Genomic DNA, 13,315 nt, shown 5'->3' on the forward strand with positions numbered 1-13,315 from the left:
AGTAAGAATGAAATCAGGCCCGCGCCGCCACCACAAAGGGACCGATCTGGGCGGTCTCCCAGCCCTTGTCAAAGACGTCCGGGTTGAAGAAAACCGCACGGTAGCGCACGTTGGGCTGGTTGGGATAGATGTCTTCGGCCAGGTGCGTCTTGTAGCCGTCCTTGGGGTGCTCCAGATCACCGCGGAAGATGAAGACGTCCGGCCCGCGCCACGTGGCGGAGTCCAGGGCCTTGGCGAACTCCCCCGGGGTCTGATCCCAGGAGCGCTCGGCCCAGGACTCGATCTGCAGGTTGCGCGTGCTGAACTCTCCCAGCGGGTTGGCGTAGTTGCTGGTGAAGGCGTTGAAGCCGAAGTACGGGTTGTAGGCCATGAACAGCTTCTCATCGGTGAGGACCACCGTCTCGTCCGCCGGATGCCCCTGGGCATCGATGAACTCGCGGATCTTCAGGTAGTTCTCAGCGGAATCGCTGGTGTAGCGGTCCGCGCGCTCGCCGTAGCCGTCGGTGTCGGTGTAGGCGTGGTCCAGGGCGGACTCGTTGGCCTCCGGGATCTGCTGGGCGTAGTAGACGCCGCCGATGCCCAGGATGAGGGCGAAGACCACGGTGACGCGCTTGCTGGTGGACTCACTAAAGCGTGCGGGGTACAGCGTGGGCAGACCCATGAGGCGAATCTCCGCGAGTGCCAGCACGCCGGCGGTGGCGAAGAGGACCACCACGACCACCTCGAGGCGGAAGCCCAGCAGCGTGGTGCCGGCCAGGGTCGTCACCATCGACGCCACCGTCCACAGGTAGGCGCCGACCAGCGCGGTGCTCATGGCGCGGATATCCGGCTCATCGACGCGGATGACCAGGTACACCAAGCCGATGATGCTGATGAGGCCGATGACGGAGAGGGAGAGGAAGGGCGCGGGGATCTGCGTGCCCTCCTCCGGGAGGTAGTGCTGGGCCGTGGACTCCAGCGGGGCGGTGGCGCGCAGCACCCCGAGGACGTAGGGGGTCCAGGCGATGGCCGCGATGGCCAGGGAGCCCACGGCGATGACGGCCAGGCGCACGGCGGGCAGCCAGGTGCGCTCGGCCACGCACGTGGTCAGTGCGATGAGGCTGACAATGGTCAGGGCTACCGCGCCGGTAAACAGCGTGTAGAAGCAGGCGGAGATGCCCAGGTAGATGGCAATTCCCGCGGTAGACAGCCAGGAGCCGCTAAACGCCCGGGAACACAAAACCGCCACGGCCGGCACGCCCATGGCGATGACCGCGGAGTACGGCTCCTCGGCGCCGATGGTGAGCGTTACGGCGGTGGTGACCAGGGCGATGGCGGTGGCCACCGGCAGCGAGCCGGACAGGCGCTGCCACACCGGAACCAGGATGCAGCCGGCCACAGCCAAGGAAATCAACGACCACGGCTGGAAGACCTCCCAGCCGGGCATGCCCAGCAGGTTGGCCAGGCGCCCGCCCAGCCAGAACCAGCCCAGCGGGTAGAAGGTGGGCAGCCCCTCGTAGTTCATGTCCGCGTAGGAGCTCATGTCGGCTGCGCGGGTGAGGAACTGGGAGCGGAAGACTTGATCCACCTGCACGCCGTCCAGCCACAGCCGCGAGGCGGAGAGCGGAAGGCCGATGGCGGTAAGGGTAAGGAGCGCGGGGGAGACGTAGCACAGGGCGGTGGTCAGCCACGCGCGCCAGCGCGGTCGGGAGCCTTTGTGCTCATCATTGATCCACCACACGCACAAGGCGCCGACGACGGCGACGGTGAGCACGGTTCCGGCCGTGCTCAAGGCGCGGGTCACCATGGAGGTGCTAAATGCCGGCAGGGACACCGTCTTGAAGGCGAAGAAGCCAAGAAGCGTGACGAGGCCGCCGCCGAGAGCGGCGGCGGCGATGCCCGCGAGGCTAGCGCGACGCGACACGCGGTCTGCGTCGTATTCCATAGCGAGAGACTCAGTCATGGTGACAGTCTCCCACATGCTGAGGAGATTGCAGGAATTAAAACAGCGAAGCTTAGAAAGGAAGCTTGCGGAAAATTGCCTGCGGAATGAACTTGAAACCCAAGGAGACGTACTCGAAGAGCGGGTGGACGAAGATGGACTGCTTGCCGTCCAGAACCGCCTTGACGGTGGCCTTGGCCACGTCGGAGACGTTGACGGTCAGCGGAGCCTCGCCGGCCTCGGCCGACATCTTGGTACGCACCTGGCCCGGGCGGACCACGAGCACCTTGGCGCCGGAGTCACGCAGGGCCTCACCGAGGTTGATGAAGAAGCCGTCCACGCCGGCCTTGGAGGCGCCGTAGACAAAGTTCGAGCGGCGCACGCGCATGCCGGCGACGGAGGACAGCGCCACGATGGTGCCGTGGCCCTGCTCCTTGAACTTCTGTCCCAGCAGCACGCCGAGGGACACCGGGGCAGTGTAGTTCGTCTCAGCGGAGGCCACGGCCTGGGCCTGGTCCTGCCACAGGACCTCCTGGTCACCGAGGGTGCCGAAGGCGACGATGGCCACGTCGACGTCGCCGCGCTCGAATGCACGGTTAACCACGTCCGGGTGGCCCTCGAAGTGGGTGGCGTCAAAGTCGAGGACCTCGACGTCAGCGCCGCGGGATTCGAGCGTGGCGCGGGCCTCCGCAATGCGCGGGGATTCCGGGCGGGCTGCCAGGGTGACCTTGGCCGGGCCGCGCTCGAGGAACTCCTCGACGATGCCCAGGCCGATCTCGGAGGTGCCGCCGAGAAGGAAGATGTGTTGTGCTTGGCCTACTGCATTGAGCATGGTGGTGGTCCTTTCTAGTGCAGCTCGAGTCGACGGGACATATCGGAGGCAAAGACGCCGGTCGGGTCAATCTCGTTGCGAGTCTTGAGCCAGCCTTCCATGCCGGGGTACATCTTGTGGAAGTTCTCCGCAGAGGTGCGGGACTCCTTGGCCAGGTAGAGGCGGCCGCCAAACTCCATGACGCGCTTGTCCAGATCGTCGAGGAAGGCGCCCAAGCCCGGCTTGATGGGGAAGTCCACGCAGACGTTCCAGCCCGGCATCGGGTAGGACAGCGGGGCCTTGTTGCCCGGGCCGAAGAGCTTGAACACGTTCAGTGCGGAGTAGTGGCCGGACTTTTGCATGTCACGGATGATGTCCTTGAAGGGCTCGACGGCGTCGGTCGGCACCACGAACTGGTACTGCAGGAAGCCGTTGGAGCCGTAGCCGCGGTTCCACTCGCCGATGAGATCCAGCGGCTGGTAGAACTGCGTGAGGTTCTTGACCTGGTTACGGGCCGGGGAGCCCATGAGGTAGTACGCCTCACCGATGGCCATGAGGGACAGCTTGTTCATGGTGAAGTTGGGGAAAATGTCCGGCACGGTCATCAGCTGCGGGGCGTTGAACTTCAGCGGATCCTTCGCCAGCTTCGGGGCGAGCTCTTCCAGCTGCTCCAGGGTGGCCAGGGAGCCGCGGGAAATGGTGGAGCGGCCCAGCTTCGGCTCCGGGGAGATGACGTCGAACCATGCGGAGGAGTAGGTGTAGTTGTGCTCCGAGCCGTCGGAGTGGAACGCGACGGTCTCCTCCAGGTTGCTCGTGCGGTCCGTATCCGCGATGAAGTAGGCGGTCTCCGTCTTGGTCATCTTGATCTGCGCGCGCAGAATGATGCCGGTCAGGCCCATGCCGCCGACGGTGGCCCAGAAGAGCTCACCTTCCGGGTCATCGGAGGAGCCTTCAGGTTCCAGGTGGAGGACGCGGCCATCGGCCACGAGCAGCTCCATGGAGACAACGTGGTTGCCAAAGGAACCTGCGGAGTGGTGGTTCTTGCCGTGGATGTCCGGGCCGATGGCACCGCCGATGGTGACCTGGCGGGTGCCCGGCAGGACTGGTACCCACAGGCCGTACGGCAGTGCGGCCTTCATCAGCTGGTCCAAGGTGACGCCGCCGTCGACGTCAACAATGGCGGACTCCGGGTCGATGGAGTGGATCTTGTTCAGGGCTTGCATGTCGATGACTAGGCCGCCGGCGTTCTGGGCCGGGTCGCCGTAGGAACGGCCCATGCCGCGGGCGATGACGCCGCGGCGCAGGTGAGCGGGCTTGTCGGAGTTGTCCTCCGCAACCTGGGCAACGGCAGATTTGATGACGTCAACGTCCGGGGTGGACAGTACGTGGGCAGTGGTCCGTGCGGTGCGGCCCCAACCGTAGAGGGACTTTTCAGTGGTATGTAGTTCCATCTCTTACTCTTTGACTCGACGTGATGTGTCGATGTCTAAGCCTACCTAGCCTGGGGCACCAGTGGCGCGAGGTAAAAACGTGAGTTTCAGAACAATGCAGAAATAACCGGGCAGGTGTACGTGACTGGTTGTGCGGGATTAGTAGAGATCCATGATGTCCCGGATCTCCTCCGGCAGCTGCTCCTGCGAGGTGATCTCGGGCCCCTCATAGGCGCGCAGGATCTCATACACCCGGGTCCGGGATGCGGAATCGAGGATGGGAAGCTCCTCCGCAATGAGCCTGGTCATGAAACCGTCGAGAGGCAGCGCGGTGTGCTCGGTGGCCAGGAAGTGGCCGTGGCGCTTATCGTCCTCAGCGCGGTCATCGTGCGCCGCGCGCTGCGCCGGGGTGAGGTGCTCTTTCTTGGAGGAGTACATGCACGGTAGCCTACCGCCCGCCTAGAGTGGGGCGGTATGACTTCTCCCAAGACTGATAATTACGCGTTGGATGACACTCTGGCTGGCCGCATCACTCAAGCTGCGGCAGTGGGAATCATGACCGCGTTTCCGGACTGGATTAAGAACAAGACCGCGCTTGTGTGCGCCTACATCTTGTCTTTCCTCGGATTCGGCGCGCTGGTGGCTATTACTAATGCAGAAAGCCACGAGGACCGACCAGAGCCGGAGCTTCCCGACGTCCCTGCGTGGTCCATCCCGGTGGCCGCCGGAATCCTGGTACTCGGTGGCTGGTTGAACATCAAGGTCCAACAGGGCATCGTGAGCTTCACCCGCCGCCGCGGCGTGTCCAAGCCGTGGACCCTGTGGGGCGCCATCGGTGCTGCTCTAACCTTCCTTTTCAGTGAGCTGGAGGCCCGCGAGAACGCCGCCCGCAGCTAAAAATGCGTATGGTGGGGCCTATGAGCTCAAAGGTCACAAATCTGGCGCAGGTACGCGCCGCACGTGACCGTGCTTCCCAGCCCCCAGCCCGCACGCTGCTGTGCCAGGTATCTAACGTCCGCGCCGAGGCGGAGGTGCACCGCCAGATCGGATTCAGCGACGCGTTGACGTTTAGTCAGCTCCACCATGTTCTCGAAGTGTGCTTCGGGCTGCCGGAGGAGTCCTCACCGTGGCACTTTTTTGAGCATCACGATGCCCGCGGTCAGCGCATCGATCCCGCCCACCCAGTGCGGGAGTTCCTTCGCCGCGAAGGCGCGCAGATTGATTATGCCTGGGGGCTGTGGGACTTCGAGGTCATCGTCGTAGAGACCTATCCGCGCGATAGCGGCACGCCCGAGGCCCTGTGTGTGGGCGGCTCTGGGTCCTTCCAGACTCCGTTCGATCTCACCGCCGTCAACGCGGAGCTCACCGGCCAAGAGACCATCGATGAGGTCCTTGACCTCATCGTTCCGCCCGTGCGCGCGCTGATTGAGCGCACGAAGCTGTATGACTTCGTCCCCCTGCTGCAGGCCCTTGACCTGCACCGCGAGGTCGCCGTAGGCGCCGATACTCTCGGCGCCCTGCGCACCCTCCCGCGGGAGGTCACCACCGAGGGGCAGGACGCCTTTTGGTCCATGGCGCTGGCCTTGTCCTGCATGGGCGGCGAAGAGCTCACGGACTCCGTGGCGGAAGCCGCCATGGCCGCGCTGGGCTGGGTGGATGATGCCGGGTCAGATAGGACCGGCGCGGACATTCGTGAGCTGTGCGGGGCGTCCCTCAGCGTGCTGGCGTCCATAGGGGCCTACGGGGCTGACGCCGCCGCGCCGGTGGACCGCTTGGACATTTACCGCGCCCTTGTGCGCAGGTAAAGTATTTCGGCGTGACTGAATCTTCCCCTGCCTCGTCCACCTTGCGGACGCAGCTCGTGCGTTTCGTGTCAGTAGGCGTATTCACCGCGGCCATTGATTATGGCCTGACCCTATTGCTCACCTACTTAGGCCTGCACCGCTCCCTGGCCAAGGCTATCGGCTGGGTCTTTGGCACCATCGCCGCGTACGTCGCCAACGCGCGCTGGACCTTCGGCGCGCAGATGTCCGGACGCACTGCTGGGGCCGTGGGCATGCTGTACCTGTCCACCTTCGCCGTCCAAAACTTCCTGTACTGGGTGCTTAACGCCCCGCTCATCCACATGGGCTTTGAGGGCGCTGTCAAGGACACCATCGCCTTTGTCATCGCGCAGGGTGTGGCCACGGTGACAAACTTTGCCATTCAGCGCGTCTTCATTTTCAAGGGAAAGTAGACTCCCCTCATGCCCAGCCGCGCTGAACGCTTGTCCCAGTCGAACTCCCTGCATGCGCAGGGGGCCAAGTTCGCGATCACGGGTGCGATCTCCGCGGTAGTGGATGTCAGCGTCACGTGGCTGTTCCAGATCGGCCTGGATCTCTTCGGCGACGTAACCTCTCGGACCATAGGTTTCGTTGCGGGTACCCTCCTGGCTTACCTGCTCAACCGCAGGTGGACCTTTAACGCGAATGCCTCGAAGCGCCGCCTAGCCGCCGTCATCGCTACCTATGCCATGACGTACGTGATCAACATCGTGCTGTACCGCTGGGCGTTCCCCTTCTTTGATCACGACCTTGACTGGCCTTCGTCGTGGGCCCTGGCGGTCGCTTTCATTATTGCGCAGGGCACGGCGGCCGTTATCAATTTCTTTGTGCAGCGCTGGGTCATCTTCCGCAGCACCCGCAAATCTTTTGAGGTGAACTAGCTTCTAGGGGCGGCGGAAGTCTTCCTTGCGCCCGCGGTTGTGCAGGCGCAGCCACTCTAGGAAGCCCTGCACGTCGTGCTGCTGGACCAGGAAGAACCAGCCGAAGCGCGCGAATTCCTGCGGCAAAAGCTTGCGCATGCCGCGCTGCCACAGCAGGTAGCCGCGATTGCGGTAGGTAAAGAAGCGCTTGAACTCGCCTTCTGGGTATTGCGTGTGCATCTTGCCGCCCAGGATCGGCTTGAATTCGTCGGAGCCGTCCGGGTGCAAGTAGCTTGTGGTCAGCGCAGTGCCGAAATTGAGCCCTGAGTTGACCAGGCGGCGGTGGTATTCCACCTCATCCCCGCGGATGAACAGGCGATAGTCCGGCACGCCGATGATCTCCATGGCCTCAGCAGAGATAAGCGCGCCGTTAAACAGGCTGGCGATTCCCGGTAGGAAGTCGCCCTCCAGCTCATCCATGCGCCTACGCCACACCAGGCCCTGGCGCAGCGGGAAGGCCAGGCGACCGGGCTCATCAATGTTGCACACGGCGGGGGAGACCTCATGCAGGCCATTGCTTTCCGCCACGCGGTAGAGCTCCTCCAACACGTGGTGGTCCGCTGGGCGGCCGTCATCATCCGCGCACCACACCGCGTCAGCGCCCAGGGCCAGTGCCGTCAGGAATCCGAGTGCGAAGCCACCAGCACCACCCAGGTTGGTCTCCGAGGGAACATAGACAGCTCGCTCGCCGGCGAGCTCCTGCAGGAGCTCTTCCACGGCCTGCTCAGCACCATTGTCCACCACGATGACCCACTGTACTGGGTGAGTCTGGTTCACCACCTGCTCCAAGGAGGCGCGCAGGAGCTCCACGCGCTGGTGGGTGACGATTACGGCGGCCGTGGTTCCGGCCGGGGACAAGGTGGCAGTCATGCGTTCCATTGTGCCACCCCGCGCGGGCGGCCTAGGGACGTGACATGAACCTGTTGCAGATTTAGGCGTTGACGCCCGGAATCTTGATAAAGCCAGAGTTCACGCCGTTGACCACAGCGGCAATGAGGCCGAGTACAACCGCAGCGATGGAAGTACCAGCGAGGATCTCAGCGGTGGTACCCACCGGGTACTCCTTTGCAGTGTCGTTCTTCAGGGAAGACATGGCGAAGTCCTTGACGGAGCCAGCAGTCTCAAGGTCCTTCTGAAAATCCTTGATGGAGCTCTTCTCCTTCTCCTGGCCTTCCTTGCTGGAGTCGCTGCTTGAGCCGCTCTTCTCGTCCTTGCTGCTGGCGACCTCGATGCCTTTCTCAATGCCGTAATCCACGGAGGAGGCGAAGCCATCGCCACCGACGGCTTCCTTGAGTCCTTGCTTCAGGATGTAGCCGAGCACCTCAGCTTCAGAGACTTCCGAAGACCCCTTCTCGGCAGCAGTAGCAGGTGCAACGGACAGGGTCAGTGCGGTAGCGGCTGCTACGGCAGCAGCGGTGAAACGCTTCATGGGAATGCTCCTTGAGAGATGAGTCAATAGTATTGAGGGTAAATCTACCGCACTGAACAGGGGCGGGAAGCAAAATGTGAATATTGCCGTGAGCGTCCTGCTCTTGCCAGCAAGCCCGAACGGCCTATTTGGTTAAGGCTGCTCAGTAACGCAAAAGCTCCAGCCCGTAATGGACTGGAGCTCAATGAGTTAAAGCTACAAGCTTTAGACGCTCAGACTAGAACGGAAGGGAAACACCCTGAATGTAGCCGTTCTGAACTGCGGCGTAAGCAGCGCCGAGAACAGCTACTGCAACGCCAGTTCCCCAAAGAATGTCGAAGGTGGTGCCTACCTTCCAGCCGTTAGCCGCGTCAGATTTGAAGGAACTGAATAGTGGGGTGCGGCTTCCGTCATCCTTGCTGTTCTCAGCGATGTTCTCTACGGAGGAAGTCATGCCGTCCTTACCAGCTGCTTCTTGTAAGATGCCTCCGAGAACGTAGCCAGTGGTGTAGGCGTCGTTGGAAGAGCCATTCTGAGCATTCGGGTCGCCGGCAGCAGAGGCAACACCGGTGGACAGGGACAGTGCGGTAGCAGCGGCAACAACGCCGGCGGCGAAACGCTTCATGAGAGAGCTCCTTAGGAGAAGTGATTAGACCTGTGTTTCAGGCTCCTAATTAGAGTAGGAAACTTCGGTGGAAAGTGGAAGTGAATCGGTATTTTTTACCCCATAAGGTGGTGCTGTGCACTGCGGATACGTCGCATTTATGTATGAATTTTAAACATAATTCGCTTCCGCACCCAGAGAAGAGGGGCAAGAGGCGCCTAACCGACGAAGATCCTGAATCCGCCGCCGTCAACAAGAAGAACTTCGTCAGTTAGGGACCCTGGAACGCACAGTATCCGTGAAAACCAGCGATTTCTCGCATCTTTTCACGGAAAGTAAGCGACGGGCCTAGGTTTCTTCCTCGTTCTCAAAGCGCTTGCGCAGGTCCTTAACGTACTCGCCCACCTCGGGTCCCTCGTACTGGCCCACGACCTCGGAGACCTCGCCCACGGAGCGAATCTGGCCGTGGTCGATCCACAGGGCGGTATCGCACAGCTGCGCTAGGAAGTCGTTGGAGTGGGAGGCAAAGACGAGGATGCCGGAGCGCTTTACCAGCTCTTGCAGGCGCACGCGGGCCTTGGCCATGAAGGCGGCGTCGACGGCGCCAATGCCTTCGTCGAGAAGCAGGATCTCCGGCTCAATGGAAGTCACCACGCCCAGTGCCAAACGCACGCGCATACCGGTGGAGTAGGTGCGCAGTGGCATGGCCAGGTAGTCGCCCAGCTCAGAGAACTCTGCAATCTCGTCCATCTTGGCCTTCATCTGCTTGATGGACTGGCCCAGGAAGAGGCCGCGGATGATGATGTTGTCATAGCCGGAGACCTCCGGGTCCATGCCCACGCCCAAGTCGAAGACCGGGGCCACGCGGCCGCGCACGTCGGAGGAGCCGCGGGTGGGCTCGTAGATGCCGGACAAGAGGCGCAGCAGCGTGGACTTGCCGGCGCCGTTGTGGCCCACCAGGCCGACGCGGTCGCCCTCTCGCAGGTGCAGGTTGATGTCCTTGAGGGCCTCAACCACCACGGTCTTATCCGCGTTCTGACCAATAGCGCCGCCGGCGGAGGAGAGCACGGCCTTCTTCAGCGAGCGGGACTTGGCATCAAAGATGGGAAAGTCCACGCAGGCGTTATACGTATCAATGGAAACCATGGACAAACCTTTCTTAGACCCAGTAGGAGACGCGGAAGCGCCACCGCTTCATGGCGAGGCCAGCGATGAGTAGACCGGCAACCGTGCAGCCGATGACGATGAACCAGTGATAGGCCGGCACGTGCACGCCGATGAGCGGGCCGCGGACAATCTCCATGTAGTGATACAGCGGATTGAGCTCTGCAATACGGGCGCGGCTGGCCACGGCCTCGCCCTGGTCCTTAAGCGTCGAGGTCATCCACACAATTGGAGTGACGTAGAACAGCAGCTGGGTGAGCGCCTCCAACAGCGGGGCAACGTCACGGAAACGGGTGGCGATGATGCCGAAGAACATGGCCACCCACACGCCGTTGACCAGCAGGAGGGCCAGTGCCGGAATGCACAGGAAGAACTCCCAGCCCAAGTTGCGCGGGAAGATAAGAATGAGCAGCAGCCAAATGATGAGGTTGTGGCCCAAGAACAGGGTCTGCCGCCACACCAGGCGGTAGACGTGCACCGAGAGCGGCGCCGGTAGCTGCTTAATCAGGCCCTCGTTATCAATGAAGACCGTCGAGCCTTCCTTGATGGCGCCGGAGATGAAGTTCCACATAATAAGGCCCACGGTCACGTGGGGCAGGAACGTTGCCACCGGGATCTGGAAGAGCATGGAGTACAGCAGGCCCAAGGCCGCAGCCATGACGCCGGTGGCGATGGTGATCCAGAACGGGCCCAGCACCGAGCGGCGGTAGCGCTGCTTGATGTCCTGGATACCCAGCTTGAACCACAGCTCGCGCTGGCGAGCGCCTTGCATCAGGTCGGCGAAGGCCGCCGACATGGTCATAGACCGCGAGGCCGGCTCCTCGCCGGGTGCAGGCGCGGTGGTCATGCGGGCGACGTCGTCACGCAGGTTTTTCTTGTCTTGCACGACAATCACCCTAGCGCCTGGGTCTGGCAAACACCTAGACACACGCCCACCACCTGCGAAAACATCGACGAGCTGGGGAAATCTTGGGTTAGGAAAGATTTACGTGGAGAGTATAGAGTAGGGAGGCGTTCACACGATTTGAGAAAGGGGTGCAGCATGACGCAGCAGTATGACGTCGCCAGCGTGCGAGGTCTCTACACTGGCCTGTCCGATGGCTGGACCTACCTCAACGCCCATTCCGCACCGCAGATTGCGGAGCGCGTGGCCTCCGGCGTGGCTCGCTCCTTCCGTACCTCCGCCACGGTGAAGCCGCAGGAGGACGCCGCGGGTGCGCACTCTGCCCGCCGCGCGCCGGGCGAGCTGTTGGCGGATGACATGTATTCTTCCGCGCGCCGCGCGGTTGCTGATCTCACGGGTGCGACGGCGGATCGCGTTATCCTCGGCCCGTCCCTGTCGGTGCTTTACCAGTCGCTGGCTGCCGCGCTGCGCCCGCTGTTGCGCCGCCAGTCCTCGGTGGTGCTCTCCCGCTTCGATCCCCCGGAGCTCTCCGGCGCGTTCGCACACCTCAACGCGGACATTCGCTGGGCGCAGCCGGATTTGGGCACGGGCGAGTTGCCGGCGTTCCAGTACGCCGAGTTGGTCGATGGTTCCACCCGTTTCGTCGCCTTCCCCGCCGCGCACGAGCTTTTGGGCACGGTCACGCCGACGGCGGACATTATTGACGCGGTGCATGAGCGCTCCCGAGCCTGGGCGCTTGTCGACGTCTCCTCGGTCGCCCCCTACCGCCGCATCGAGTTCGATTCCGTGGGCGCGGACATCCTCGGCGTGGACCTGGGCAAGCTGGGCGGGCCGCAGCTGGCGGCCCTCGTCTTCCGCGATACCGCAATGTTCCGCCGTCTCGATGACCTGGTCGTGGGCCCGGTCTCGCCGGGCCTGGCCGGCGGCGTGGGGCCGCTGGCGGATCACCTCGCTGCTTTGGCTGGCGGGGAGCGCGGTTCCCGCCGCGTGCGCCTGGGTCGCTCGCTCGACGCGCTGTCGTCCTACATGGAGGAGCTCTGCGGTGATCTCTATAGCCTGCTGGGCACCCTGCCGGCAGTCCACATCCTGGGCGTGACGGGCGAGGCGGCTGCCGATGCCTCCGATGACCGTCTCCCGCGCCTGACCTTCGCCGTGCGTGACGTACCCGCGGACGTGATTCACCGCCGCCTCTTCGACAACGGCCTGGTCACCACCACCGCGCCGCACACGCCGCTGCTCACCGAGATGGGCGTGGACGAGGTCGGTGGCGCCGTAACGGTCTCCCTGAGCCCGTTCAGCACCTACCACGACATTGAGCACTTGACTCGTGTCGTGGCCTCCCTGGCTTAAGGCTTAAGTTCTAGACCTCGAGGACCAGCTTGCCCGTGACCTCGCCGGAGTCGAGGGCCGTGTGAGCCTTGGCGGCATCGGCAAGCGGGTACGTGCCGTGCAGGTGGTGCTTGACGCTGCCGTCCTCCAGCCACGGCCACACGTTCGTGACGGTGTCCGCGACGATGGCGGCCTTGTCTTCCACCGAGCGGGAGCGCAGCGTGGTGCCTTGCAGGGTCAGGCGCTTGCTCAGCAGAATAGCCATGTTGAGCTCGGCCTTCGTGCCGCCCTGCATGCCGATGGTGACCATGTGGCCGCCCTGCGCCAGCGCGATGAGGTTCTTCTTCAAGTACTTCGCGCCCATGATGTCGAGGATGACATCGCACTGGTTCTTCAGCTCTTCGGCGAAGTCCTGTTCGTTGTAATTGATGAGGATGTCCGCGCCGAGTTCCTTGCAGGTCTCGAGCTTCTCGTCAGAGCCGGCCGTCACGGCAACGGTGGCGCCCAGCTGCTTGGCCACCTGGATGGCGAAGGTGCCGATACCGCCAGCACCTCCGTGGATGAGGATGGTCTGGCCTTGGTTCAGCCCAGCCTCCATGGCGATGTTGGACCACACGGTGCAGGCCACTTCGATGACGGAGGCAGCCTCGGCAAAGGAATAGCCGGTAGGCACCGGCAGTAGTTGGCCCTTGGGCACGGCCACGTACTCGGCATAGCCGCCGCCGGCCAGAAGTGCTCCGACCTTCGTACCAACCTCGACGTCGGTATCGCCTGCATCGACGACCTCGCCAGCGACTTCGAGGCCAATAATCTCCGACGCACCCGGCGGTGGCGGGTAGTGCCCGCGGGCCTGCAACAGATCAGCGCGGTTCACGCCGACGGCTTTGACTTTAACGAGGACTTCGCCGTCGTGGAGTTGAGGTTTGTCGGTGTCCCCCAGCGTCAGCGAGCTCGGGTCTTCCGGATTGGTTTGGATGATGGCCTTCATGCCACCACCGTAC

Annotated in this window: 15 protein-coding genes; 5 read left to right on the plus strand and 10 right to left on the minus strand. The window is 63.1% G+C overall.

Going from position 1 to position 13,315, the window contains the following annotated elements; genetic code table 11:
* Positions 1-13: 13 nt before the first annotated feature.
* From ACLI1P_RS00445 to ACLI1P_RS00460, 4 genes are all read right to left on the minus strand, one after another.
* Positions 14-1,960: a galactan 5-O-arabinofuranosyltransferase gene (locus ACLI1P_RS00445; protein WP_408932232.1), complete on the minus strand. Its 1,947-nt coding sequence runs from the start codon at positions 1,958-1,960 to the stop codon at positions 14-16.
* Between the two features lie 34 nt (positions 1,961-1,994).
* On the minus strand, positions 1,995-2,753 hold the full coding sequence (locus ACLI1P_RS00450; RefSeq protein ID WP_411709137.1) for a decaprenylphospho-beta-D-erythro-pentofuranosid-2-ulose 2-reductase: 759 nt from the start codon (positions 2,751-2,753) through the stop codon (positions 1,995-1,997).
* Positions 2,754-2,767: 14 nt separating this feature from the next.
* On the minus strand, positions 2,768-4,183 hold the full coding sequence (locus ACLI1P_RS00455) for an FAD-binding protein (protein WP_411709138.1): 1,416 nt from the start codon (positions 4,181-4,183) through the stop codon (positions 2,768-2,770).
* 138 nt (positions 4,184-4,321) lie between these two features.
* Positions 4,322-4,600 carry a hypothetical protein gene (locus ACLI1P_RS00460; protein ID WP_306507759.1) on the minus strand — a complete coding sequence of 93 codons (279 nt, stop codon included), beginning with the start codon at positions 4,598-4,600 and terminating at the stop codon, positions 4,322-4,324.
* A gap of 36 nt (positions 4,601-4,636) precedes the next feature.
* Between ACLI1P_RS00460 and ACLI1P_RS00465 the strand changes: the two genes are divergently transcribed.
* The 4 genes from ACLI1P_RS00465 to ACLI1P_RS00480 are packed head-to-tail and all read left to right on the plus strand — an operon-like array spanning position 4,637 to position 6,866.
* Positions 4,637-5,059, plus strand: coding sequence for a hypothetical protein (locus ACLI1P_RS00465; RefSeq protein ID WP_306507760.1), 423 nt, complete (start codon positions 4,637-4,639; stop codon positions 5,057-5,059).
* Positions 5,060-5,079: 20 nt separating this feature from the next.
* Complete coding sequence (locus tag ACLI1P_RS00470; RefSeq protein ID WP_306507761.1) at positions 5,080-5,967, plus strand: hypothetical protein; 888 nt, start codon at positions 5,080-5,082, stop codon at positions 5,965-5,967.
* A gap of 41 nt (positions 5,968-6,008) precedes the next feature.
* Positions 6,009-6,398, plus strand: coding sequence for a GtrA family protein (locus tag ACLI1P_RS00475; protein ID WP_306507777.1), 390 nt, complete (start codon positions 6,009-6,011; stop codon positions 6,396-6,398).
* Between the two features lie 9 nt (positions 6,399-6,407).
* Positions 6,408-6,866, plus strand: a complete 459-nt coding sequence (locus tag ACLI1P_RS00480) for a GtrA family protein (RefSeq protein ID WP_306507762.1) — start codon at positions 6,408-6,410, stop codon at positions 6,864-6,866.
* Positions 6,867-6,869: 3 nt separating this feature from the next.
* Here ACLI1P_RS00480 and ACLI1P_RS00485 read toward each other — a convergent pair whose 3' ends face one another.
* The 5 genes from ACLI1P_RS00485 to ACLI1P_RS00505 all read right to left on the minus strand — a co-directional run bounded on the left by ACLI1P_RS00485 (position 6,870) and on the right by ACLI1P_RS00505 (position 10,928).
* Positions 6,870-7,784 carry a glycosyltransferase gene (locus tag ACLI1P_RS00485; RefSeq protein WP_306507763.1) on the minus strand — a complete coding sequence of 305 codons (915 nt, stop codon included), beginning with the start codon at positions 7,782-7,784 and terminating at the stop codon, positions 6,870-6,872.
* A gap of 52 nt (positions 7,785-7,836) precedes the next feature.
* Entirely contained in the window at positions 7,837-8,334 is a 498-nt protein-coding gene (locus tag ACLI1P_RS00490; protein ID WP_411709139.1) for a hypothetical protein, read from the minus strand.
* 217 nt (positions 8,335-8,551) lie between these two features.
* The gene (locus tag ACLI1P_RS00495; protein ID WP_411709140.1) at positions 8,552-8,938 is read right to left on the minus strand and encodes a hypothetical protein; all 387 of its coding nucleotides are present in this window, start codon (positions 8,936-8,938) and stop codon (positions 8,552-8,554) included.
* Positions 8,939-9,265: 327 nt separating this feature from the next.
* The gene (locus ACLI1P_RS00500) at positions 9,266-10,063 is read right to left on the minus strand and encodes an ABC transporter ATP-binding protein (RefSeq protein WP_411709141.1); all 798 of its coding nucleotides are present in this window, start codon (positions 10,061-10,063) and stop codon (positions 9,266-9,268) included.
* Positions 10,064-10,076: 13 nt separating this feature from the next.
* Positions 10,077-10,928 (minus strand): ABC transporter permease, encoded by an 852-nt coding sequence (locus ACLI1P_RS00505; protein WP_408932699.1) that lies wholly within the window; start codon positions 10,926-10,928, stop codon positions 10,077-10,079.
* Between the two features lie 195 nt (positions 10,929-11,123).
* Between ACLI1P_RS00505 and ACLI1P_RS00510 the strand changes: the two genes are divergently transcribed.
* Positions 11,124-12,335, plus strand: a complete 1,212-nt coding sequence (locus ACLI1P_RS00510) for an aminotransferase class V-fold PLP-dependent enzyme (protein WP_411709142.1) — start codon at positions 11,124-11,126, stop codon at positions 12,333-12,335.
* A gap of 10 nt (positions 12,336-12,345) precedes the next feature.
* On the opposite strand, the gene ACLI1P_RS00515 is transcribed toward ACLI1P_RS00510, so the two are convergent.
* Positions 12,346-13,302: an NAD(P)H-quinone oxidoreductase gene (locus ACLI1P_RS00515; protein WP_411709143.1), complete on the minus strand. Its 957-nt coding sequence runs from the start codon at positions 13,300-13,302 to the stop codon at positions 12,346-12,348.
* Positions 13,303-13,315 lie beyond the last annotated feature (13 nt).

The sequence above is a fragment of the Corynebacterium tardum genome (assembly GCF_046717785.1).
Taxonomy (GTDB): Bacteria; Actinomycetota; Actinomycetes; order Mycobacteriales; family Mycobacteriaceae; genus Corynebacterium.

Coding starts and splice junctions, on each gene's coding strand:
- ACLI1P_RS00480 (WP_306507762.1), top strand. CDS start 6,408: ATGCCCAGCCGCGCTGAACGCTTGTCCCAGTCGAACTCCCTGCATGCG.
- ACLI1P_RS00445 (WP_408932232.1), bottom strand. CDS start 1,960: ATGTGGGAGACTGTCACCATGACTGAGTCTCTCGCTATGGAATACGAC.
- ACLI1P_RS00500 (WP_411709141.1), bottom strand. CDS start 10,063: ATGGTTTCCATTGATACGTATAACGCCTGCGTGGACTTTCCCATCTTT.
- ACLI1P_RS00460 (WP_306507759.1), bottom strand. CDS start 4,600: ATGTACTCCTCCAAGAAAGAGCACCTCACCCCGGCGCAGCGCGCGGCG.
- ACLI1P_RS00470 (WP_306507761.1), top strand. CDS start 5,080: ATGAGCTCAAAGGTCACAAATCTGGCGCAGGTACGCGCCGCACGTGAC.
- ACLI1P_RS00505 (WP_408932699.1), bottom strand. CDS start 10,928: ATGACCACCGCGCCTGCACCCGGCGAGGAGCCGGCCTCGCGGTCTATG.
- ACLI1P_RS00510 (WP_411709142.1), top strand. CDS start 11,124: ATGACGCAGCAGTATGACGTCGCCAGCGTGCGAGGTCTCTACACTGGC.
- ACLI1P_RS00490 (WP_411709139.1), bottom strand. CDS start 8,334: ATGAAGCGTTTCACCGCTGCTGCCGTAGCAGCCGCTACCGCACTGACC.
- ACLI1P_RS00465 (WP_306507760.1), top strand. CDS start 4,637: ATGACTTCTCCCAAGACTGATAATTACGCGTTGGATGACACTCTGGCT.
- ACLI1P_RS00455 (WP_411709138.1), bottom strand. CDS start 4,183: ATGGAACTACATACCACTGAAAAGTCCCTCTACGGTTGGGGCCGCACC.
- ACLI1P_RS00450 (WP_411709137.1), bottom strand. CDS start 2,753: ATGCTCAATGCAGTAGGCCAAGCACAACACATCTTCCTTCTCGGCGGC.
- ACLI1P_RS00495 (WP_411709140.1), bottom strand. CDS start 8,938: ATGAAGCGTTTCGCCGCCGGCGTTGTTGCCGCTGCTACCGCACTGTCC.
- ACLI1P_RS00485 (WP_306507763.1), bottom strand. CDS start 7,784: ATGGAACGCATGACTGCCACCTTGTCCCCGGCCGGAACCACGGCCGCC.
- ACLI1P_RS00515 (WP_411709143.1), bottom strand. CDS start 13,302: ATGAAGGCCATCATCCAAACCAATCCGGAAGACCCGAGCTCGCTGACG.